At 71.4% G+C, this 21,760-nt stretch carries 18 protein-coding genes; 13 read left to right on the forward strand and 5 right to left on the reverse strand.

Features of this window, described 5'->3' with window-relative positions:
• The first annotated feature begins 74 nt into the window (after window positions 1-74).
• Genes gatC through gatB form a run of 3 tightly spaced genes read left to right on the forward strand, consistent with a single transcriptional unit; the run spans window position 75 to window position 3,411 of the window.
• A complete protein-coding gene (gene gatC, locus HD597_RS59335; RefSeq protein WP_043618492.1) occupies window positions 75-374 on the forward strand; it encodes an Asp-tRNA(Asn)/Glu-tRNA(Gln) amidotransferase subunit GatC in 300 nt (99 codons plus the stop codon).
• Window positions 371-1,861 carry an Asp-tRNA(Asn)/Glu-tRNA(Gln) amidotransferase subunit GatA gene (gene gatA / locus HD597_RS59340; protein WP_253757785.1) on the forward strand — a complete coding sequence of 497 codons (1,491 nt, stop codon included), beginning with the start codon at window positions 371-373 and terminating at the stop codon, window positions 1,859-1,861. The genes gatC and gatA overlap by 4 nt, the downstream gene beginning before the upstream one ends.
• 44 nt (window positions 1,862-1,905) lie before the next feature.
• Complete coding sequence (gatB, locus tag HD597_RS59345; RefSeq protein ID WP_253757787.1) at window positions 1,906-3,411, forward strand: Asp-tRNA(Asn)/Glu-tRNA(Gln) amidotransferase subunit GatB; 1,506 nt, start codon at window positions 1,906-1,908, stop codon at window positions 3,409-3,411.
• A gap of 83 nt (window positions 3,412-3,494) precedes the next feature.
• Here gatB and HD597_RS59350 read toward each other — a convergent pair whose 3' ends face one another.
• The 3 genes from HD597_RS59350 to HD597_RS59360 are packed head-to-tail and all read right to left on the reverse strand — an operon-like array spanning window position 3,495 to window position 6,459.
• Entirely contained in the window at window positions 3,495-5,012 is a 1,518-nt protein-coding gene (locus tag HD597_RS59350; RefSeq protein ID WP_253757789.1) for a tripartite tricarboxylate transporter permease, read from the reverse strand.
• Complete coding sequence (locus HD597_RS59355; protein WP_253757791.1) at window positions 5,009-5,491, reverse strand: tripartite tricarboxylate transporter TctB family protein; 483 nt, start codon at window positions 5,489-5,491, stop codon at window positions 5,009-5,011. Before HD597_RS59355 ends, HD597_RS59350 begins: the two co-directional genes overlap by 4 nt.
• A complete protein-coding gene (locus HD597_RS59360) occupies window positions 5,491-6,459 on the reverse strand; it encodes a Bug family tripartite tricarboxylate transporter substrate binding protein (protein WP_253757793.1) in 969 nt (322 codons plus the stop codon). The genes HD597_RS59355 and HD597_RS59360 overlap by 1 nt, the downstream gene beginning before the upstream one ends.
• 136 nt (window positions 6,460-6,595) lie before the next feature.
• On the opposite strand from HD597_RS59360, the gene HD597_RS59365 reads away from it, so the two are divergent.
• The 3 genes from HD597_RS59365 (at window position 6,596) to HD597_RS59375 (ending at window position 10,916) form a co-directional block, all read left to right on the forward strand.
• Complete coding sequence (locus HD597_RS59365) at window positions 6,596-8,173, forward strand: ATP-binding protein (RefSeq protein ID WP_253757795.1); 1,578 nt, start codon at window positions 6,596-6,598, stop codon at window positions 8,171-8,173.
• Window positions 8,170-8,826 (forward strand): response regulator, encoded by a 657-nt coding sequence (locus HD597_RS59370; protein ID WP_253757797.1) that lies wholly within the window; start codon window positions 8,170-8,172, stop codon window positions 8,824-8,826. Before HD597_RS59365 ends, HD597_RS59370 begins: the two co-directional genes overlap by 4 nt.
• 92 nt (window positions 8,827-8,918) lie before the next feature.
• Window positions 8,919-10,916: a VanW family protein gene (locus HD597_RS59375; protein WP_253757800.1), complete on the forward strand. Its 1,998-nt coding sequence runs from the start codon at window positions 8,919-8,921 to the stop codon at window positions 10,914-10,916.
• A 27-nt stretch (window positions 10,917-10,943) separates the two neighbouring features.
• Here the strand turns inward: HD597_RS59375 and HD597_RS59380 are convergent, their stop codons facing one another.
• The gene (locus tag HD597_RS59380) at window positions 10,944-12,011 is read right to left on the reverse strand and encodes a PQQ-dependent sugar dehydrogenase (protein ID WP_253757802.1); all 1,068 of its coding nucleotides are present in this window, start codon (window positions 12,009-12,011) and stop codon (window positions 10,944-10,946) included.
• Window positions 12,012-12,049: 38 nt separating this feature from the next.
• On the opposite strand from HD597_RS59380, the gene HD597_RS59385 reads away from it, so the two are divergent.
• The 7 genes from HD597_RS59385 to HD597_RS59415 all read left to right on the forward strand — a co-directional run bounded on the left by HD597_RS59385 (window position 12,050) and on the right by HD597_RS59415 (window position 20,967).
• Window positions 12,050-12,958, forward strand: coding sequence for a 2-hydroxyacid dehydrogenase (locus tag HD597_RS59385; RefSeq protein WP_253757804.1), 909 nt, complete (start codon window positions 12,050-12,052; stop codon window positions 12,956-12,958).
• A 236-nt stretch (window positions 12,959-13,194) separates the two neighbouring features.
• The gene (locus tag HD597_RS59390; RefSeq protein WP_253757806.1) at window positions 13,195-15,825 is read left to right on the forward strand and encodes a putative bifunctional diguanylate cyclase/phosphodiesterase; all 2,631 of its coding nucleotides are present in this window, start codon (window positions 13,195-13,197) and stop codon (window positions 15,823-15,825) included.
• Window positions 15,826-16,029: 204 nt separating this feature from the next.
• Window positions 16,030-17,769: an acetolactate synthase large subunit gene (locus HD597_RS59395; RefSeq protein WP_253757808.1), complete on the forward strand. Its 1,740-nt coding sequence runs from the start codon at window positions 16,030-16,032 to the stop codon at window positions 17,767-17,769.
• The gene (gene ilvN / locus HD597_RS59400; protein WP_148436897.1) at window positions 17,762-18,286 is read left to right on the forward strand and encodes an acetolactate synthase small subunit; all 525 of its coding nucleotides are present in this window, start codon (window positions 17,762-17,764) and stop codon (window positions 18,284-18,286) included. Before HD597_RS59395 ends, ilvN begins: the two co-directional genes overlap by 8 nt.
• Window positions 18,287-18,309: 23 nt before the next feature.
• A complete protein-coding gene (gene ilvC / locus HD597_RS59405; protein ID WP_253759946.1) occupies window positions 18,310-19,293 on the forward strand; it encodes a ketol-acid reductoisomerase in 984 nt (327 codons plus the stop codon).
• Window positions 19,294-19,366: 73 nt separating this feature from the next.
• Window positions 19,367-19,942, forward strand: coding sequence for a PadR family transcriptional regulator (locus HD597_RS59410; protein WP_253757810.1), 576 nt, complete (start codon window positions 19,367-19,369; stop codon window positions 19,940-19,942).
• Between the two features lie 56 nt (window positions 19,943-19,998).
• Window positions 19,999-20,967, forward strand: a complete 969-nt coding sequence (locus tag HD597_RS59415; RefSeq protein WP_253757812.1) for an NAD(P)-dependent alcohol dehydrogenase — start codon at window positions 19,999-20,001, stop codon at window positions 20,965-20,967.
• Here HD597_RS59415 and HD597_RS59420 read toward each other — a convergent pair.
• Window positions 20,957-21,760, reverse strand: coding sequence for a CPBP family intramembrane glutamic endopeptidase (locus tag HD597_RS59420; protein ID WP_253757814.1), 804 nt, complete (start codon window positions 21,758-21,760; stop codon window positions 20,957-20,959). The genes HD597_RS59415 and HD597_RS59420 overlap by 11 nt on opposite strands.

Here is a 21,760-nt window from a genome sequence, read left to right on the forward strand (position 1 = left end):
TCGGGGCTTGTTGGTCAAGCCCCCTAGGATGGCAGTGTCCAAAGACTCCATCCACGAAACGGGTTCAACGACTCATGTCCGCCATAACCCGCGACGAGGTCGCACACCTGGCCCGGTTGTCCAGGCTGGCGCTCACCGACGACGAGCTCGATCACTACGCCACCCAGCTCGATGCCATCATCGAGTCGGTCGCGAAGGTGGCCGAGGTCGCCGCCGAGGACGTGCCGCCTTCGTCGCACGCGCTTCCGCTGACCAATGTCTTCCGTGCCGACGAGGTGCGACAGTCCCTGACGCCCGACCAGGCGCTCGCCGGCGCCCCCGCCGTCGAGGACGACCGCTTCCGGGTGCCGCGCATCCTCGGGGAGGAGGCATGAGCTTGATCCGTAAGACCGCCGCCGAGCTGGGGTCGATGATCGCCGCCGGCGAGGTGTCGGCCGTCGAGGTGGCCGAGGCGCACCTCGACCGCATGGCCGAGGTGGAGCCCAAGGTCAAGGCGTTCCTGCACGTCGACCGCGAGGTCACGCTGGAGCAGGCGCGGGCCGTGGACGCCAGGCTGCGGGCCGGTGAGCAGCTCGGGCCGCTGGCCGGCGTGCCGATCGCGCACAAGGACATCTTCACCACCCGCGACATGCCGACGACGGCCGCCTCCAAGATCCTCGAGGGCTGGCGGCCCCCGTACGACGCGACCGTCACCGCGCGCCTGCGCGAGGCCGGGCTGGTCATCCTGGGCAAGACCAACCTCGACGAGTTCGCCATGGGCTCCTCGACGGAGAACTCCGCCTACCACGCCACCTGCAACCCGTGGGACCTGACGAAGATCCCCGGCGGCTCGTCGGGCGGCTCCAGCGCGGCGGTCGCCGCGTACGAGGCGCCGCTGTCCACGGGCACCGACACCGGCGGCTCCATCCGGCAGCCCGCCTCGGTGACCGGCATCGTGGGCATGAAGCCCACCTACGGCGGCTCGTCCCGTTACGGCCTGATCGCCTTCGCCAGCTCGCTCGACACGCCGGGCCCGTTCGCCCGCAACGTGCTCGACGCGGCGCTGCTGCACGAGGCGTTCTCCGGCTACGACCCGATGGACTCCACCTCGATCGACGCGCCCGTGCCCTCGGTCGTCGAGGCCGCGAAGACCCCGGACGTCGCCGGCATGCGGATCGGCGTCGTCAAGGAGTTCGCCGGCGAGGGTTACCAGGCGGGCGTCCTGGCCCGCTACCACGAGGCCGTGCAGCTCCTGGAGTCGCTCGGGGCCAAGGTCGTCGAGGTCTCCTGCCCGTCGTTCACGACCGCGCTGCCCGCGTACTACCTGATCGCGCCCTCGGAGTGCTCGTCCAACCTGGCGCGCTTCGACGCGATGCGCTACGGCCTGCGCGTGGGCGACGACGGCACCCGCAGCGCCGAGGAGGTCATGGCGCTGACCAGGGCCGCCGGGTTCGGTCCCGAGGTCAAGCGGCGGATCATGCTGGGCACGTACGCGCTGTCGAGCGGCTACTACGACGCCTACTACGGCCAGGCCCAGAAGGTGCGCACGGTCATCGCGCGCGAGTTCGAGGCCGCCTACCAGCAGGTCGACGTGCTGGTGTCGCCGACGACGCCGACCACGGCGTTCGCGATCGGCGAGCGCGCCGACGACCCGATGGCGATGTACCTGGCCGACCTGTGCACGATCCCGTCCAACCTGGCGGGCAACGCGGCCATCTCGGTGCCGGTCGGCCTGGCCGACGAGGACGGGCTGCCGGTGGGCCTGCAGATCATGGCCCCGGTGCTGGGCGACGACCGCTGCTACCGCGTGGGCGCGGCCGTGGAGCAGGCACTGGAGAGCCGCTGGGGCGGCAGCCTGCTGTCCAAGGCCCCGGAGCTGTAGGGCGTCCCGCACATGCCGCAACGATCCGAACGAAGGACCTCACGATGACTGCCGGCACGATCATGCCGTACGACGAAGCGCTCGAGCGCTTCGAGCCGGTGCTCGGCCTCGAGACGCATGTCGAGCTGGGCACCAGGTCGAAGATGTTCTGCGGTTGCAAGACGACCTTCGGCGCCCCGCCCAACACGCAGGTCTGCCCGACCTGCCTGGCCTTCCCCGGCGCGCTGCCGGTGGCCAACGCCCAGGCCATCGAGTCGACGATCCGCATCGGCCTGGCGCTCAACTGCTCGATCGCCGAGTGGTGCCGCATGGCCCGGAAGAACTACTTCTATCCGGACATGCCGAAGAACTACCAGATCTCCCAGTACGACGAGCCGCTCTGCTTCGACGGTTACATCGACGTCGAGGTCGACGGTCAGACCGTGCGGATCGAGATCGAGCGCGTGCACCTGGAGGAGGACACCGGCAAGTCCACCCACGTGGGCGGCTCGACCGGGCGCATCCACGGGGCCGACTACTCGATCGTCGACTACAACCGCGCGGGCATCCCGCTGGTCGAGATCGTGACCAAGCCCATCCCGGGCACCGACCGGCTCGCGCCCGAGGTAGCCAGGGCGTACGTCACCGAGCTGCGCGAGATCATGCGCTCGCTGGGCGTCTCCGACGTGCGCATGGAGGAGGGCTCGCTGCGGTGTGACGTCAACGTCTCGCTGATGCCGCGCGGCTCGTCCGAGTGGGGCACCCGCACGGAGACCAAGAACGTCAACTCGCTGCGCAGCGTCGAGCGGGCCGTGCGCAGCGAGATCGAGCGGCAGGCCGCCGTCCTCGCCGGTGGCGGGGCGATCACGCAGGAGACCCGGCACTTCCACGAGGACACCGGCACCACCACGTCCGGCCGGTCCAAGGAGGAGGCCCAGGACTACCGCTACTTCCCCGAGCCCGACCTGGTGCCGATCGCGCCCGACACGGCGTGGGTGGCCGAGCTGAAGGCGGCCCTGCCCGAGCTGCCGTCGGTCAAGCGCAAGCGGCTGCAGGCCGAGTGGGGGCTGTCCGACCTCGACATGCAGGCCATGCACAACGCCGACGCCATCGACCTGGTCGAGGCCACGGTCGCGGCCGGCGCGCCGGCGGCCGACGCGCGCAAGTGGTGGATGGGCGAGCTGGCGCGCCGGTCCAACGAGACGGGCACGCCGCTGGCCGACCTGCCGATCACGCCCGAGCAGATCGCCCGGGTGACCGAGCTGGTGGCCTCGGGCGCGCTCAACGACAAGCTGGCGCGCGAGGTGCTCGAAGGCGTGCTGGCCGGTGAGGGCACGCCGGACGAGGTGGTCGAGCGGCGCGGGCTGAAGATCGTCAACGACGAGGGCGAGCTGTCGGCGATCATCGACCAGGTGCTGGCCGACAACGCCGACGCGGCCGAGAAGGTGCGGTCCGGGAAGATCGCCGCGGCGGGTGCGCTCGTGGGCGGCGTCATGCGGGCCAGCAAGGGCAAGGCCGACGCGGCCCGGGCCCGGGAGCTCATCCTGGAGAAGCTGGGCGTCTCCGAGTAAGACAGGCTGGCCCCGCCGATCCGGACAGATCGGCGGGGCCACTCCAAGAACCACTCCTCAGGGATTCCCGGCCGGAGCTCGGGTTACTCCCCGCGCGGGCAAGCGCCGGCGGCGCGAAGCCGGGCCGGGAGCTTCCTGAACAGGGGCGTCAGGAGCGCGAGCAGCGACAGCGCGAGCAGCACGGCCGCGATCGGGCTGCGGACGAGCACGCTCACGTCGCCGGCCCCGATCGCCAGCGCCCGGCGGAGCTGGATCTCCGCCATCGGGCCCAGGATCATGCCGATCACGGCGGGCGCGACGGGCAGGCCGAAGCGCCGCATGGCGTAGCCGAGCAGGCCGAGCACGTACAGGACGAACAGGTCCACCACGGTGCCGTTCAGCGCGTAGACGCCGAGGGCGGCGAAGAGCACGATCCCGGAGTACAGGTAAGGCCGGGGGACGCGCAGGACGCGGGCCCAGAGCGGGGCCATGGGCAGATTCAGCACCAGCAGCATCGCGTTGCCGATGAACAGCGACGCGATCATGCCCCACACCAGCGCCGGGTTGTGGTCGAAGAGCTGCGGCCCCGGCTGCAGGCCGTACTGCTGGAAGGCGGCCAGCAGGATGGCGGCCGTGGCGGAGGTGGGCAGGCCCAGCGTGAGCAGCGGGACCAGGGTGCCGGCCGCGGAGGCGTTGTTGGCCGCCTCGGGGCCCGCGACGCCCTCGATGGCGCCCTTGCCGTACTCCTCGCGGGCCACGCCGCGGGCCAGGCGCTTCTCGGCCGCGTACGACAGGAACGTGGGGATCTCGGCCCCGCCGCCCGGCAGCGCGCCGAACGGGAAGCCCAGGGCGGTGCCGCGCAGCCACGGCGCCCAGGAGCGGCGCCAGTCGGAGCGGCCCATCCACGCCCGGCCGACCGGCACCACCTCGGGAGGCGCGTGGCGCAGGCGGGAGGCCACGTACAGGGCCTCGCCGAGCGCGAAGAGGCCGACCGCGACGATCACCACGTCGATGCCGTCCAGGAGTTGCGGGATGCCCAGCGTGAGCCGGGCCTGGCCGGTCTGCTGGTCGATGCCGATCAGGCCGATCACCAGGCCGAGGCCGAGCGAGGCCAGGCCGCGCACGATGGAGCGGGACAACACCGACGACACGGCCGTGAAGGCCAGGACGGCCAGCGCGAAGTAGTCCTCGGGCCCGAACGCGATCGCGAAGCTCACCACCGCGGGCGCCGCCACGACCAGGAGCGCCGTGGCGATGGTGCCGGCCACGAACGAGCCGATCGCGGCCGTGGCCAGCGCCTGGGCGGCCCGCCCGTGCCGGGCCATCTTGTTGCCCTCCAACGCCGTGATCATCGACGCGGACTCGCCCGGGGTGTTGAGCAGGATGGAGGTGGTGGAGCCGCCGTACATGCCGCCGTAGTAGATCCCGGCGAACATGATGAACGCGCTGGCGGGCGGCACCGTGAAGGTGATCGGCAGCAGCAGCGCCACGGTCATCGCGGGCCCGATGCCGGGCAGCACGCCGACGAGGGTGCCCAGGGTGACGCCGATGAGCGCGTACAGGAGGTTGACGGGGGTGAGCGCGGCGGCGAAGCCGTCGAGCAGGAGCTGGAAGGAGGTCACGGCGCGAACACCCCGCCCGGCAGGTTCACGCCCAGGCCGTTGACGAACAGCAGGTACGTCGCCACGCCCATGATCACGGCGATCACGGCGGCCCGCAGCTTGTGCTCGGCCCCGAGCGCCACCGACAGGCCGAAGAACAGCAGGCTCGCGCCGGCGATCCAGCCGAGCAGGTCGAGCAGCGCGGCGAAGGCCAGGAAGATGCCGCTGACCAGGGCCAGGCTGCGCCAGTCGGTGGGCGCCTCGGCGTCCACGTCCTCGCTCTCCTCGGGGTCGCCGTGGCCGCCGCGCAGCACGTCGGCCACGTAGAACAGGCCGATGAGCACCATGGCGCCGCCGACCAGCATGGGGAAGAAGCGCGGCCCGATGCCGAGCTGGGAGGCCGCGGCCGACACGTCCAGCGTGCCGACCACGACGAGCACGCCCAGCACCAGCACCACGGCCGCCAGCCCGAGCTCGGGCCGCCACCGGGACCTGATCATCAGGAGACGAGCCCCATCTCGGCGATGATGGCCTTGACCCGGGTCTGCTCGGCGGCCAGGAAGTCGGCGAACTGCCGGCCGGTCTGGAAGGAGTCGATCCAGCCGTTCTTGGCCACGGCGTCCTTCCACGGCTGCGAGTCGTGCATCTTGGTGACCGCGTCGGTCAGGGTCTTCTTGTCGGCCTCGGAGAGCCCGCCGGGTGCGACGAAGCCGCGCCAGTTGGCCAGCTCGACGTCCAGCCCGCCCTCCTTGAGGGTGGGTGCGTCCAGGCCGGGCACCCGCTCGGCGGAGGTCACGCCCAGCGCGCGCAGCTTGCCGGACTTCACGTGCTCGGCGAACTCGGCCACGCCCGAGATGCCGGCGCTGACCTTGTTGCCGAGCAGCTCGTTCAGCGCCTCGCCGCCGCCGGAGTGGGCGATGTAGTTGACCTGCTTGGGGTCCACGCCGGCGGCCTTGGCCATCAGGCCGGCCACGATGTGGTCGGTGCCGCCCGCGGAGCCGCCCGAGATGGACACCTTCGCCGGGTCGGCCTTCCAGGCCGCCACCAGGTCGGCCAGCGACTTGTACGGGGACGCCGCCGGCACCACGACCAGCTCGTACTCCTCGGTCAGCTTGGCGATGGGCGTGGTCTCGGTGAGCGTGACCTTCGACTTGTTCTGCTCGATGGCGCCCACCATGACCAGGCCCATGGTCATCAGCAGGTTGCCGTTGCCCTTCTCGCCGGCGAGCTGCGCCAGGCCGATCGTGCCGCCGGCGCCGGGCACGTTGTACACCTCGACCTTGCGCTGCGGGTCGGCCGCCTTGAACGCCTGCTCCGCCGTGCGGGAGGTCTGGTCCCATCCGCCGCCCGGCGCGGCAGGGGCCATGATCCGCAGGGGCCCGGCGGCGGAGGTGCCGCCCGACTGGCCGCACGCGGTCAGCGCGCCGAGGGAGAGTGCCGCGAGGGCGGCGAGTACGCGCAAGCGCATGATCACTCCAGGGGGGATTTTCACTGTTATGGAACTGGCATGGTGAAGTGCCGTCCGCGGCCCGTCGAGGCTTTGCGCGCTTGCCGTCATAGTGGTCGTATTGGTCGCGACCCGGACGTGACCTGGGAGTGTTTCCATGGGCCGGGTGAGACGGGTTCGTGACGCCTCCCTGGGGACGCAGCTGTTCGTCCTCCAGATGGTGATCGTGCTGCTCGCCGTCGGTGGCACCGGAGGCGTGTGGGCCGAGCACACGCGTGACCAGCTCGACGAGCTGCACCAGCAGCGGGCGCTGGCCATCGCGCAGTCGGTCGCCGGCCTGCCCGAGGTCAGGCGCGCCTTCGGGCTGGCCCGGCCGGAGAGCGTGCTGCAGCCCCTGGCCATGAGCGTGCAGCAGGAGACCGGCGCCGACTACGTGGTGATCGCCAACAACGAGCAGGAGCGCTACGCCCACCCCAACACCTCCCTGATCGGCAAGCGGCTGTCCACCGACGGCAGCACGGTCCTGCGTACGGGGCGGAGCTGGGTCGGCACCGAGACCGGCACCATCGGCACCACGGTCAGGGGCAAGGCCCCCATCCGCGACGAGTACGGCACGGTCATCGGCCTCGTCTCGGTCGGCGTGCTGGAGACCACGGTCATCAGCCAGGTCTTCCAGGCGCTGCCGCCGCTCCTGTGGACGGCGCTGGCCGTGCTGCTGGCCGGGCTCGCCCTGGCCGCGCTGATCACCGCGCGGGTGCGCAGGCAGACGTTCGGGCTGGAGCCGCGCGAGATCGCCGCGCTGCTGGAGCAGCGCGAGGGCGTGCTGCACGGCGTCAAGGAGGGCGTGCTCGCGCTCGACCTGGCAGGCAGGGTGACCCTGGTCAACGACGCCGCCCGCGAGCTGCTCGGCGACGTCGGCGCGGACCTGACGCAGATGCCGGTCTCCGAGCGCATGCGCGACGTGCTCGGCGGCGCCGACCCCGGCGAGGACCGCATCGTGCTGCACGGGGACCGGGTGCTGGTGCTCAACCGCACCCCCGTCTGGGTGCGCGGGCGCCACCGCGGCTGGGTGGTCACCCTGCGCGACCGCACCGAGCTGATCCGGCTGGCCCGCGAGCTGGACGACGCCAGCAGCGCCACCGACGCGCTGCGGGCCCAGGCACACGAGTTCGCCAACCGCATGCACACCGTGGTCGGCCTGCTGGAGCTGGGCGAGCACGAGGCGGCCATCGGCTTCATCACCCGCACCACCCACGGCGCCTACGCCACCGGCCTGCGCGAGCGCATCCAGGACCCCACGCTCGCCGCCCTGCTGCTGGCCAAGTCCGCCGAGGCGGCCGAGCGCGGGGCCGAGCTCGTGCTCGCCGAGGACTCCTCGGTGCCCGAGGGCCTGCTCGGCGATCCCCGCGACGCGGTCCTCGTGGTCGGCAACCTGGTGGCCAACGCGCTCGACGCGCTCGACGGCGCGCAGGGCACGATCGAGGTCTCGGTGCAGGCCGACGCGGGCGGGCTGCGCGTACGGGTCGGCGACTCGGGGCCCGGCATCGCGCCCGACCTGGTGGAGGAGGTCTTCAGGGAGGGGTTCACGACGAAGGCCGCCAAGGCGGGGCCGCGCGGGCTGGGGCTGGCGCTGACCCGGCAGGTGTGCCTGCGCAGGGGCGGATGGGTACGCGTGCGGAACGCGGGCGGAGCGGTCTTCACCGCGCTGCTCCCGGCGAAGGCGGGCTCCTCGTGATCCGCGTGCTGGTCGTCGACGACGACTTCATGGTCGCCCGCATCCACAGCGGCTACGTGGGCCGGGTGCCGGGCTTCAGCGTGGTCTCCGTCGCGCACAGCGGCGCCGACGCGCTGGCGGCCGTCGCCGAGCTGCGGCCCGACCTCGTGCTGCTCGACATCTACCTGCCCGACATGTCGGGCCTGGACGTGCTCAAGTCGCTGCACGACGTGGACGTCCTCGTGGTGAGTGCCGCCCGCGACGTGCCCACCGTCAGGGAGGCCATGCGGGGCGGCGCGGTCAACTACCTCATCAAGCCGTTCACCGCCGCCGCCCTGGCCGAGCGCCTGCGGCAGTACGCCGACACCCGCAACCGCCTGACCGCCATCGGCCCCGAGGCCCGCCAGGACGACGTGGACCGGCTCTTCGGCACGCCCAAGACCGCCGTCCCCATGCCGAAGGGGCTGTCGGCGGCCACCTGCGCGCTGGTCGCCGACACCCTCAGGGAGGCGGGCCGCGACCTGTCGGCGGCCGAGGCCGCCGAGCTCACGGGCCTGTCGCGGGTCAGCGCCCGCCGCTATCTGGAACACCTGTGCGCGGCGGGGCAGGCGGAGTTCCGGCCGCGGTACGGCACGGCCGGTCGGCCGGAACATCGCTACCGGTGGCTAGGTTGACACATTTCCGTAGCCATTTCCCGTGACATATGCGGATCCGCGTGCCTTACTGTTGCCTGAGACTTGGCTGCGGACCGGGAGGAGATTGAGGCGTGCGAAACGCCGGACCGATCGAATCACCGACCGACCCGTTCGCCTCGGTGCCCTTACCGACGTCGGCCGTCACCCGGAGGCCGCGGATCGAAGGACTGCCCCCGGGCGTCTCCCGGGACATCTTCGGCCCGCCGGAGAAGCAGGAGCAGAAGCCGGCCCAGGGCCCGGGCGCGCCGGGCGGTCCGTCGGGCAAGGGCACGCTGCCACCGGTGCCGCCCGCGCAGCCCTGGCCGATGGCCGCGGACAAGCAGCCGGCGAGCCGGCCCGCCACCGCGTTCGGCGCGCCGGAACGCCCCTCGCCGTTCGAGCCGGAGCCGCCCCGGCGCGGCCGGCTGCTGCCGAGCCTCATCGTGCTCGTGCTGGTGCTCGCGGCCCTGGCGTACGTGGTGCCGGCCGTGCTCATGTCCGGCTCGGTGCTGCGCGGCACGCGCGTGGCCGGGGTGGACATCGGCGGCCTGACCGTGACGCAGGCGGCCGACAAGCTGCGGTCCGAGCTCGGCGCCAAGCTCAGCAAGCCCGTCGTGGCCGACATCGGCGGCAAGAAGGACACCATCCAGCCCGACGAGGCCGGGCTCGAACTCGACGTGGTCGCCACCATCGGGCAGGCGCCCAGCGGGTTCCCCAGCCCGGTGGAGGTGTGGCGGGGGCTGGTCGGCACGACCGAGCTGCAGCCCCGGATCAGCGTCGACTCCTCCCAGCTCACCAGGACGGTCGAGGGGCTGGCGGAGAGCATCGACAAGCCCGCCGTCGAGGGCCGGGTGACCTACTCCGGGCTGCTGCCCAGGGCCCGCCGGCCCGAGGACGGGGTGCTGCTCGACCGCGACGACGCCGTACGCAGGATCAGCCAGGCCTTCCTGAGCGGCGGCGGCCCCGTCGCCCTCACGCTCAGGCCCGCCAAGCCCGCCACCACCCCCGAGGCCGTCACCGAGGCGATGGCCAAGGCCAGGGCCGCCGTGGCCGCCCCCGTGACGCTGACGCTCGACGGCAAGCAGGTGCAGATCCCGCCGGCCATGATCGCGGCGAACCTCACGTACAACGCCGACGGTGACGGCGCGCTCGTGCCGCAGTTCGACGCCGAGCGGGTGCTGGCCTCCGTCGAGGGCAGCCTGGTGGACGCGGCGCAGCAGCCGCGCGACGCCTCCTACCAGATCGTGAACGGCAAGCCCGTCCTGGTGCCCGCCCGTGCCGGCCGCGGGGTCAACGACAAGCTGCTGGCCAGGGACGCGGAGAAGGTGTTCGCCGAGGGCGGGGAGCGCACGATCCCGGTCCGGCTCGGCACCGTCGCGCCGTCCGTCGACACCACGCAGGTCCAGGGGCTCGGGATCAAGGAGCTGGTGGGCGAGTTCAGCACGACGTTCGACTGCTGCCAGCCCCGGGTGAAGAACATCCAGCGGATGGCGCAGGAGATCGACGGGTACCTCGTCAGGCCGGGGCAGACGTTCTCCGTCAACGAGGTGCTGGGCGAGCGGACGGTCGAGGACGGGTACGTCGAGGCCGGGCAGATCGTCGGCGGCCGGATGGTGAACATCGTCGGCGGCGGGGGGTCGCAGTTCGCGACCACCCTGTACAACGCGGCGTTCTTCGGCGGGTTCGACGACGTGGAGCACCAGCCGATGGACTACTACGCGCCGCGCTACCCGGCCGGGCGGGACGTCGCGCTGCTGTACCCGGATCTGGACCTGAAGTGGCGCAACGACTCCGAGTACGGGGTGCTGATCAAGGCCACGGCCACCGAGACGTCGGTGACGGTGGCGCTGTGGAGCACGAAGCGGTACGACCGCGTGGAGGCCGTGACCTCGGAGCGGCGCGACTTCACCCCGTTCCGGCGGGAGAGCAGCGCGGCGGCCGGTTGCCTGCCCACGGTGGGGGAGCAGGGGTTCACGATCGACGTGACCCGGGTGTTCCACCTGGACGGCAAGGTGGTCAAGAAGGACAAGAAGCTGACCACCAAGTACCGCCCGCAGACCCAGACGACGTGTACCGCCGTAACCCAGTAAGGCCCCGGGCCTGCGCGCCGGCGGAGGTCAGGACGGGGTGACGGACATGATGCGGTCGTCGCCCTCCCTGGGGGAGCCGCGGCCGTCCTTGTTGCTGGTGCCGACCCACAGCTTGCCGTCCGGGGTGGCGGCGACCGCGCGGAGCCGGCCGTAGCGGTCGGTGAAGTGGGCCACCGGGGCGCCGGCGGAGCCGTCCTCGCCGAGCGGGATCTGCCACAGGCGCGCCCCCCGCAGGGCGCCCATCCACAGTGACCCGTTGGCGTACGCCAGGCCCGACGGCGACGCCTCCGCCGTGGACCAGGTGAGGATCGGGTTGACGTAGCGCTGGTCGTCGCCGCGGCCCTCGACCTCCGGCCAGCCGTAGTTGCCGCCCGGCTCGATCCGGTTGACCTCGTCGTAGGTGTTCGCGCCGAACTCCGAGGCGTACAGGCGGCCGGAGCCGTCCCAGGCCAGGCCCTGGACGTTGCGGTGGCCGTAGCTGTAGACCAGCGTGCCGAACGGGTTGCCGGGCGCGGGCACGCCGTCCACGGTCATGCGCAGGATCTTGCCGCCGAGCGAGTCGCGCTGCTGGGCCAGGTCGCGGTCGCCGATCTCGCCGGTGGTGGCGTACAGGAAGCCGTCGGGGCCGAACGCGAGGCGGCCGCCGTTGTGGATGCCGCCCTTGGGGATGCCCTGCACCAGGAGCTGCTGGTCGGTGAGGCCGCCGCCGGTGAGGCGGTAGCGGACGATCCGGTTGTCCGCCTCGGCGGTGTAGTAGAGGAAGAGCTGGTCGTCCTTGGCGGCCACGCCCATGAGGCCGCCCTCGCCGTCGGGCCTGGCGTCCTCGATCCTGGCCAGCTCGGTCACCTGGCCGGCTCGGGTGACCCGCAGCACGCGGGCGGTGTCGCGTTCGGTGACCACGGCGTCCCCGCCGGGCAGGAACGCGATCCCCCACGGCACGGCCAGCCCGGTCACCACGTCCTGGGGTGCACCCGGGGCGGCGCCCGCCGACACGGCCGAGGTGGGGAGCACCTCTCCACTGCGGCCGGCGCAGGCCGTGAGCCCGGAGCATGCCGTGAGCGCGGTCAGTAGCATGATCGTCCGAAGCTTCCTCATGTGTTCCATACTTACCCCGTAGTCGTAAGGTTCTCGGCATGAAGACCTGGGTTCCGTCCGATTCGGTGGCTGATGTACTGTCCGAGCTTCCCGGCGTCGAATGTGCTGTCTATGACGGCACGTCCGCGATGCCGGACGGGGTGGAGGAAGTGGAGGTGTGGATCCCCCCGTTGGTCACCGTGCCCGACGTGCCGGGGACCCTGGCCAGGATGAGCTCGCTGCGGCTGCTGCAGACCGTGACCGCGGGCGTTGAGCCGTACCGGCCGCACGTGCCCGAGGGCGCGGTGCTGTGCAACGCGCGCGGCGTGCACGAGGCGGGCACCGCCGAGTGGGCGGTGGGGGCCATGGTCGCGGTGCTCAGGGAGTTCCCCGGGTTCGTGGACGCCCAGCGCAGGGGCGAGTGGACCTACCACCACACCGGCGTGCTGGCCGACTCCACCGTGCTGATCGTCGGGCACGGCTCCATCGGGGCCGCGCTGGAGCGGCGCCTCGACGGGTTCGAGGTGGAGATCGTCCGCGTGGCCAGGACCGCCCGCGACGGCGTGCACGCCATGGACGAGCTGCCCGCGCTGCTGCCGGAGGCGGACGTGGTCGTGCTGCTCGTGCCCGCCACCGCCGCGACGGCCGGGATGGTGGACGCCGCGTTCCTGGCCCGGATGAAGGACGGCGCCGTGCTGGTGAACGCCGCCAGGGGCGGGGTCGTCGACACCGACGCACTGGTCGCCGAGCTCAAGACCGGCCGGTTGCGCGCCGCGCTGGACGTGACCGCCCCCGAGCCGCTGCCCGAGGGTCACCCTCTGTGGAGCGCGCCGGGCGTGCTGATCACCCCGCACGTGGCCGGCAGCACCCCCGCCTCCGTACGGCGCACGCTGCGGCTCGTACGCGCTCAAGTGGAGAGATACCTGGCAGGGGAGCCGTTGGTGAATGTCATCACCGACTCGTACTGAGAGGATCCCGGAACGTGGCTGGTCCGTGACCTTCGGTGCGTACGGTTACGTTTGCAGGGAGTTCCTGACTCACTGTCAAGGAGCTCTTGGCGGCAATTGGTCTGTCTGGTTATCAGATCGGTGACGACATCGGCGTTGTCACCACCCGCGCACCCACGACAGCACACACTGGCGAAGTGATCGACCGGGCTTCGGCGGTCACTGGTGCAGAGTTCGAGACGGGATGGGCAACGACTGTGATCCGCTGGCGTGATCCCCGGGTGCCGCCGGCCGCCGCTGCGGCGGCCGGCGCGGTGGCGTTCGCCGCCGCCCTCCTGACGGAGAGCCCGGCCTTGGTCACCGGAGCGGTCGCCGGAGGGATCGCGGCGCTGGTCGCCGCCGCCTCCCTGCTGATCGCCTCGGTGAAGCAGGCGGCCACGCACCGCCCGACGGCCCTGGGCGCGCGCTGGATGGGCGGCGGCGCCGTCATCTGGACCGCCGGGGTGGCGCTGCGGCCGTTCACCGAGAGCTTCGTCGACAGCTTCGCGGACATGTTCATGCTGCTCGGCACGGTCATCACGGCGAGCGGCGCGCTGGTGGCCGCCGACCGCAGGTTCCCGGCCAGGGCCGCTTTACGGCAGCTCACCGACGCCTACCTGTGCACGGCCTCGCTCTTCCTGATCGGCTGGATGGTGGCGTTGCGTCACGTCTACGCCGAGACGGCCGACGCGGCGGTGTTCACGCTGGTCATGCTGCCGCCGCTGGTGGGGCTGCTGGTGACCTTCGCCGTGATCCCGTCGGTGCTGACCAGCAGGTCGTCGTCCTGGCTGCTCGCCCTGGCGGGCGTGGGCGCGCTGGCCACGATGACCGTGGCCGGGATGTCGGCGGCGGTGGCCCGGCTCATGGACGCCGAGCCGCAGCTCTGGGGCGTGATGCTCGCCCCCGTCGCCTTCCTGCTGCTGGCCGCCGTCCCCTGGGGGCCGCGGATCAGGCAGGCGAGCCGGCCGGCGGTCGGCCACGTGGTCGCGCTCGTGCCCCTGGCGCTGGTGGCCGTGGCCGCCGGCACGCTGCTCGTGCACCAGGCCGGCGGGCGCACCGGGGCGCCCGTGACCGGCGTCGTGGTGGTCGCGGTCTCCGTGGTGCTGCTCCTGCTGGTGCGGTTGTTCGTGGTCTCGGCGGCCAACGTGCGCCTGCGCAGCCTGGTCAAGCTGAGCGAGCGCCAGCTCAAGGAGCTGGCGGAGAGCACCGGCGACGTGGTGTTCACCTGCGACTACGAGGGCGTCGTACGCGAGATCGGCGCGGGCGTCGAGGTCACCTACGGCTACAGCCCGAAGGAGCTGGTCGGCGGGTCGATCTTCGACTACATCCACCCGGAGGACGTGCCGGGCATCCAGGTCGCCATGCGCGCGATGAACCTGGAGGAGGACAACGCAGCCCCCGGCGCCTGCCTGATCGCCTGCCGCGTCCGCGCGGCCGACGGCACCTGGCGCCCCACCGAGTCCGTGGCCACCCGCCACGCCGGCGGCGAGGACCTCATGCTCGTCACGACGAGGGACGTCAGCGACGAGGAGGCGCTGCGCAACCAGGTCGCCCACCTGACCTTCCACGACGGCGTCACCGGGCTGCCCAACCGCGCCTACTTCGAGGAGCGCACCCGCGAGGTGCTGTCGGGCCGCACGGCGGGCCCCGGCACGGCGAACGTCGCGGTGATCTTCCTCGATCTCGACGGGTTCACCTCGGTCAACGACTCGGTCGGGCACGCCAGCGGCGACTACCTGCTCGGGCAGGCGGCCCGCAGGCTGCGCGGCGCCGTGCGCGCCGACGACACGCTGGCCCGGTGGGGCGGCGACGAGTTCGCGGTGCTCGTGGAGACCGGCGGCGACGCGCAGATCGCGGTGGACCTGGCCGAGCGGCTGGTGCGCGCGGTCTCGCAGGAGCCGTTCCGCGTGGCCGACCGCGACGTGGCGCTGACCGCGAGCGTGGGCGTCGCCTTCACCGAGGACGACGTGCCGGCGGGCGACCTCATGCGCAACGCCGACGTGGCCATGGCGCGCTCGAAGGAGCTGGGCGGGCGGCGCGTGGAGGTGTTCGCCGCGCAGATGCACGCCGACGTGATGCGCCGCCTGGAGCTGGCGGCCGACCTGCAGCGGGCGCTGATCGAGCAGCAGTTCGCGATCGAGTACCAGCCGGTGGTGGACCTGGCGACCTCGCGGGTGACCGCGGTGGAGGCGCTGGTGCGATGGTGGCGCGGGTCGGTCTTCGTGCCGCCGGAGCAGTTCCTCGGCGCGGCCGAGGACACCGGGCTGATCGTGCCGCTGAGCGAGTGGATCCTGCGCGAGGCGTGCCGCGAGGTGGCCGCCTGGCGGGCCTCCTCCTGGGACATCGGGCTGTCGCTGAACCTGTCGGCGCGCCAGATCATGGCCCCCAGGTTCGTCGAGACGGTCGAGGAGGCGCTGACCGAGAGCGGGCTGCCGGCCTCCGTGCTCACCCTTGAGGTCATCGAGGAGATGCTGGTCGAGGACGCCGAGGAGACGATCAAGCGGCTGTCGGAGCTGCGGGCGCTCGGCGTGCGGCTGGCGATCGACGACTTCGGCACCGGTTACGCCTCGCTGGCCTTCCTCAGGCAGCTGCCCGTCGACATGATCAAGATCGATCCGTCGTTCGTGTCGGGGCTCGGCAGGGACGACACGCTGACCCTGCTCACGCGCACGATCGTGCGGCTCGGGCACGACCTCGGGCTTATCGTGGTGGCCGAGGGGATCGAGCGTCCCGAGCAGCTCGAGCTGCTCAAGCAGATGGGCTGCACGAGGGGGCAGGGTTTCCTGGTGGCGCGGCCGATGGCGGCGCGCGGGGTCGACTCGCTGATGCGGACGAGTCTCACTGTTTGAGACTTGTGTCCACGAAGTTGGCGCGATGGCGTTCGGAGCGGCTATGGTGTAGGCCATGCTTCGCAGTGAGATTCTCGTAGTACTTCGCCGGCGCGCAGGCCGATAGCGAAGCACGACGACCTGCGCGCCGCCCCAGTCCCGCCGCCTGGTGGGAAGGGGCATTTTTTATGTCCTTAAGCGAGTAGCCACGCAAGGAACGAGCCGATGACCGAACGGATGACAGGTGCACAGGCCCTGGTCAGGGCGCTGGAGCACGTTGGAGTCGACACAGTGTTCGGGATCCCGGGCGGTGCCATTCTGCCGGCCTACGATCCTCTCTACGACTCGACCAAGGTCCGGCACGTGCTCGTACGGCACGAGCAGGGTGCGGGTCACGCGGCCGAGGGCTACGCGCAGGCCACGGGCAAGGTCGGGGTGTGCATGGCGACCAGCGGCCCGGGCGCCACGAACCTGGTGACCCCGATCGCCGACGCCTTCATGGACTCGGTGCCGATCGTGGCGATCACCGGTCAGGTGGCCTCTCCGATGATCGGCACGGACGCCTTCCAGGAGGCGGACATCTCCGGCATCACCATGCCGATCACGAAGCACAACTTCCTGGTCACCGATGCCGGCGACATCGCGCGCACGATCATGGAGGCCTTCCACATCGCCTCCACCGGCCGCCCCGGGCCGGTCCTGGTGGACATCTCGAAGGACGCCCTCCAGGCCGAGACCACCTTCAGCTGGCCGCCCACCATGCAGCTCCCGGGCTACCGCCCGGTCACCAGGCCGCACTCCAAGCAGATCCGCGAGGCCGCCAAGCTGATCGCCGAGTCCAGGCGGCCGGTCCTCTACGTCGGCGGCGGCGTCCACAAGGCCCGCGCCTCGGCCGAGCTGCTGCAGCTCGCCGAGCTGGCGAACATCCCGGTCATCACCACCCTGATGGCACGCGGCACGTTCCCCGACAGCCACCCGCAGCACATGGGCATGCCCGGCATGCACGGCAGCGTCGCCGCCGTGGGCGCCCTGCAGAAGTCGGACCTGATCATCGGTCTGGGGGTGCGCTTCGACGACCGGGTGACCGGTGACCTGTCGTCGTTCGCCCCGTACGCGAAGATCGTGCACGCCGACATCGACCCGGCCGAGATCTCCAAGAACCGCCACGCCGACGTGCCGATCGTGGGCGACTGCAAGGAGGTCCTCACCGACCTCATCGCCGCCGTCCAGGCCTCCGGCCAGAAGGGCGACTACGCGGAGTGGTGGACGATCCTCAACGGCTACAAGCAGACCTACCCGCTGGGCTACGACACCTTCGACGACGGCTCGCTGGCCCCGCAGTACGTCATGGAGCGGCTGAGCGCGATCGCCGGCCCCGACGCCTACTACGTGGCCGGGGTCGGGCAGCACCAGATGTGGGCCTCGCAGTTCATCGACTACGAGAACCCGGGCACGTTCATCAACTCCGGCGGCGCGGGCACGATGGGTTTCGCCGTGCCGGCCGCGATGGGCGCCAAGATGGGCTGCCCCGAGGCCACCGTGTGGGCCATCGACGGCGACGGCTGCTTCCAGATGACCAACCAGGAGCTGGCCACGTGCGCCCTGGAGGGCGTGCCGATCAAGATCGCCGTCATCAACAACGGTAACCTCGGCATGGTCCGCCAGTGGCAGACGCTGTTCTACGAGCAGCGTTACTCCAACACCAACCTGCAGGCCCCCCGCCGCATCCCTGACTTCGTCAAGCTCGCGGAGGCCTATGGTTGTGTGGGCCTGCGGTGCGAGCGTCCCGAGGACGTGGACGCCGTGATCAAGAAGGCCATGGAGATCAACGACGTGCCTGTCGTGGTCGACTTCGTCGTCCACGAGGACGCCATGGTCTGGCCCATGGTCGCGGCGGGCACCAGCAACGACGACATCAAGATCGCCCGTGACATGGCGCCGAGGTGGGAGAACGAGGATGAGTAGACACACGCTGTCCGTGCTTGTCGAGAACAGGCCGGGTGTCCTTGCGCGCGTGTCGGCGCTGTTCAGCCGCCGGGGGTTCAACATCGACTCCCTGGCCGTCGGGCCCACCGAGCACGACGACATCTCCCGCATGACGATCGTGGTCAGCGTCGAGGAGCTGCCGCTGGAGCAGGTCACCAAGCAGCTCAACAAGCTGGTGAACGTGCTCAAGATCGTCGAGCTGGACCCGTCCCAGTCGGTGCAGCGCGAGCTGATGCTGATCAAGGTCAAGGCCGACGCCGAGAGCCGCTCCCACGTGCTGGAGCTCGTCAACCTCTTCCGCGCCCGCTGCGTCGACGTGGCGGCCGACGCCGTGACCATCGAGGTCACCGGCACTCCCGACAAGCTGGAGGCCTTCGTCAAGGTCCTCGAGCCGTTCGGGATCAAAGAACTCGTCCAATCGGGCATGGTGGCCATCGGCCGCGGCGCCCGCTCCATCACCGACCGGTCCCTCAGGGCACTGGACCGTACCGCCTGAAAGGTTTTGAGCAAGTGACCGAGATTTACTACGACGACCAGGCCGACCTGTCGATCATTCAGGGACGCCACGTGGCCGTGCTGGGGTACGGCAGCCAGGGCCACGCCCATGCGCTCTCCCTGCGTGACTCCGGCGTGGACGTGCGCGTCGGCCTGCCCGAGGGCTCCAAGAGCCGGGAGAAGGCCGAGAACGACGGCCTTCGCGTGCTCTCCCCGTCGGAGGCGGTCGAGGAGGCCAACCTCACGATGATCCTGGCGCCGGACCACATCCAGCGCCACCTGTACGCCGAGCACGTCGCCCCCAACCTCGTCGAGGGCGACGCGCTGTTCTTCGGCCACGGCCTGAACATCCGCTACGGCCTCATCGAGGCCCCGGAGGGCGTGGACGTCTGCATGGTGGCCCCGAAGGGCCCGGGCCACCTGGTCCGCCGCCAGTTCGAGGCCGGCCGCGGCGTGCCGTGTCTCGTGGCCGTCGAGAAGGACGCCTCGGGCAAGGCGCTCGACCTCGCGCTCTCCTACGCCAAGGGCATCGGCGGCACCCGCGCCGGCGCGCTGCGCACCACGTTCAAGGAGGAGACGGAGACCGACCTGTTCGGTGAGCAGGCCGTGCTGTGCGGCGGCGTCTCCGAGCTGATCAAGGCGGGCTTCGAGACCCTGATCGAGGCCGGCTACCAGCCCGAGGTCGCCTACTTCGAGTGCCTGCACGAGATGAAGCTCATCGTCGACCTCATGTACGAGGGCGGCATCTCGAAGATGTACTGGTCGGTCTCCGACACGGCCGAGTACGGCGGCTACACCCGCGGCCCGCGCGTCATCAACGAGGAGTCGCGCCAGGAGATGCGCCGCATCCTGGCCGAGGTCCAGGACGGCACCTTCGCCCGCCAGCTCGTCGACGAGTTCGACAGCGGCCAGAAGGAGTTCCAGCGCTACCGCGACGAGCTGGCCGAGAACCCGATCGAGAAGACCGGCGCCAAGCTCCGCCCGATGATGAGCTGGCTCAAGGCCTGAGTCCGGTACGGCGGCGGGCGGGGCCTGCTCCCCGTCCGCCATCGTTCATCCCAACTAGTCAAGGTTGAATAGATTGTCGGCGATTCGCTTGCTGGTCCTGGGCGCGGTGCGGCGGCACGGGCGCGCCCACGGGTACCAGGTACGCAACGACCTGGAGTTCTGGGGCGCGGACGAGTGGTCGAACACCAAGCCGGGTTCGATCTACCACGCGCTGAGACAACTGGCCAAGCAGGGCTTCCTGCACGCCTACGACATCGCGCCGAGCACGGTGGGCGGCCCGCCGCGCACGGAGTACGAGCTCACGGAGAAGGGCACGGCCGAGTACTTCTCGCTGCTGCGCGGCGCGCTCACCACGCACGACCGGATGGATCTGCTGTCGGCCGGTCTCGGCTTCATGGCGGACCTGCCGCGCGCCGAGGTGCTGGCCCTGCTGCGGCAGCGGATGGAGCGCCTGCGGAGTTGGCGGGAGTCCGTGACGGTCGTCGGCACTGCCGAGGGGCACATCGGCGAGATCACCCGCCTGTGGGCGCATTCGGCCGAGAACGGCGCCGAGTGGACGCGGGGGCTGATCGAGCGGATCGAGGGCGGGGCGTACTCGTTCGCGGGCGAGGGCGGAGATCCCTTCGCGGGGGTGCTCGCGGAGGAGTAGCGCGAGGTATGGTTTTCATATGTCAGCATTTTCTTTCACGTGTCAGAGGAGCTGCGATGAAGGCCATCCGGTACTACGCTTACGGCGCGCCTGACGTCATCGAGCTGGAGGAGACCGGCAAGCCCGAGCTCGGCGACGACGGCGTGCTCGTCCGCGTACGGGCGGCCGCCGTCAACCCGGGCGACTGGCACCTGCTGCGGGGCAGCCCGTACGTCTTCCGCGCCGTGGCGGGCCTGAGGCGGCCCAAGGCCCACGGGCTGGGGGCCGACCTGGCCGGCGTCGTCGAGGCGGTGGGCAAGGGCGTCAGCCGGTTCGCGCCCGGCGACGAGGTGTACGGCTGCGCCCCCGGCTCCTTCGCCGAGTACGTCGCGGTCCCCGAGAGCGGCCCGCTGGCCGGGAAGCCGGCCGGGCTGACGTTCGAGCAGGCCGCGGCCGTGCCCACGTCGGCGCTGACCGCGCTGCAGGCCTTACGCGACAAGGCGGGGCTGAGGCAGGGGCAGCGGGTGCTGGTCAACGGGGCGGCGGGCGGGATCGGCACGTTCGCGGTGCAGCTCGCCAAGGCGTACGGCGCCGAGGTCACCGGCGTGTGCGGCAGCGCGAACGTGGAGCTGGTGCGCTCGATCGGAGCCGACCACGTGATCGACTACACCAAGGAGGACTTCACCCGCACCGGCCGCCGCTACGACGTCGTCCTCGACAACGTGGGCAACCGGTCGGTGGCCGACTGCCGGCGCCTGCTGACCCCGGCGGGGGTCTACCTGCACAACAGCGGCTCGGGCGGCCGCTGGCTGGGCCCGATGGGCCGCATCATCAGGCTGAACGTGATGAACCTGTTCGTCCGCCACAAGCTCCCGTTCTTCGTCACCCGCGAGAACGCCGACGACCTCGCCACGCTTCGCGAGCTCATCGAGGCCGGCAAGCTGACGCCGGTCATCGAGCGCACGCACCCGCTGAGCGAGGTCGCCGAGGCCATCGCGCACGTGGAGCGGGGCCACGCCAGGGGCAAGGTGGTGATCAGCGTATGAGACCCGGCCGAGCGTCCGGCCGAGCGTCCGGCAGGGCCGCCCGCGGGCCCGATCCCGGCCTGCGGACGGCGAGGACCAGGACGGCGGCCAGCGCCAGCGTCACGGTCTGGAAGGCGAGCTGCACGCCGTAGTCGGTGGGCCTGATCGGGATGAACTGGCCCAGGTAGATCGCGGTGTGCACGCCGACCGCCGTCCAGATCGCGCCCGTACGCTGCCTGGTGGCCCCGCACAGCAGGAAGAGCGCGATGGCCTGCACCATGAACAGCACCTTCTCCCCGGCCCCGGACGCGGGGCTCTGCGAGAACAGGTGCAGCAGGCCGAACGACACCGACGTGACCACGAGCACGGCGCGCGGGCCGAGCCGGTCGGAGAGCACGTCCCACAGGTGGCCCCGGAACAGCAGCTCCTCGGGGAAGGACGCCCGCAGCACGATGAGCGCGAAGCCGGCGACCAGCTCCATCGGCGGAGGCGCCGCGACGGCCTGTCCCCAGGCCGCCGCGCCCGTCCACACGGTGACGGCGCAGCCCGCGAGCAGTGCGGCCACGCCCACGACCGCGCCGAGCACCGCCTGCGGGAGCGCCAACCAGGTACGGGTGAGGCCCAGCCCCGCCCACGGCGGGCGGCCCGTCAGCCGCCGGTAGCCGTACAGGAGGCCGAGGGTCGCCAGGGTGATCAGCGGCGGGGCGACGAAGCCCCCGGCGTTCTCGGGCAGGACATTGACGATCATCATCACGCCGAACGTGACCGCGAGGAGCATCGCGATCGCAGCCAGGACGGCACCCAGGATTCGCAT

The organism is Nonomuraea thailandensis, assembly GCF_024172165.1.
In the GTDB taxonomy this organism is placed as follows: domain Bacteria; phylum Actinomycetota; class Actinomycetes; order Streptosporangiales; family Streptosporangiaceae; genus Nonomuraea; species Nonomuraea thailandensis.

Coding starts and splice junctions, on each gene's coding strand:
- gatC (WP_043618492.1), top strand. CDS start 75: ATGTCCGCCATAACCCGCGACGAGGTCGCACACCTGGCCCGGTTGTCC.
- gatA (WP_253757785.1), top strand. CDS start 371: ATGAGCTTGATCCGTAAGACCGCCGCCGAGCTGGGGTCGATGATCGCC.
- gatB (WP_253757787.1), top strand. CDS start 1,906: ATGACTGCCGGCACGATCATGCCGTACGACGAAGCGCTCGAGCGCTTC.
- HD597_RS59355 (WP_253757791.1), bottom strand. CDS start 5,491: ATGATCAGGTCCCGGTGGCGGCCCGAGCTCGGGCTGGCGGCCGTGGTG.
- HD597_RS59360 (WP_253757793.1), bottom strand. CDS start 6,459: ATGCGCTTGCGCGTACTCGCCGCCCTCGCGGCACTCTCCCTCGGCGCG.
- HD597_RS59365 (WP_253757795.1), top strand. CDS start 6,596: ATGGGCCGGGTGAGACGGGTTCGTGACGCCTCCCTGGGGACGCAGCTG.
- HD597_RS59380 (WP_253757802.1), bottom strand. CDS start 12,011: ATGAGGAAGCTTCGGACGATCATGCTACTGACCGCGCTCACGGCATGC.
- HD597_RS59385 (WP_253757804.1), top strand. CDS start 12,050: ATGAAGACCTGGGTTCCGTCCGATTCGGTGGCTGATGTACTGTCCGAG.
- HD597_RS59395 (WP_253757808.1), top strand. CDS start 16,030: ATGACCGAACGGATGACAGGTGCACAGGCCCTGGTCAGGGCGCTGGAG.
- ilvN (WP_148436897.1), top strand. CDS start 17,762: ATGAGTAGACACACGCTGTCCGTGCTTGTCGAGAACAGGCCGGGTGTC.
- HD597_RS59415 (WP_253757812.1), top strand. CDS start 19,999: ATGAAGGCCATCCGGTACTACGCTTACGGCGCGCCTGACGTCATCGAG.
- HD597_RS59420 (WP_253757814.1), bottom strand. CDS start 21,760: ATGCGAATCCTGGGTGCCGTCCTGGCTGCGATCGCGATGCTCCTCGCG.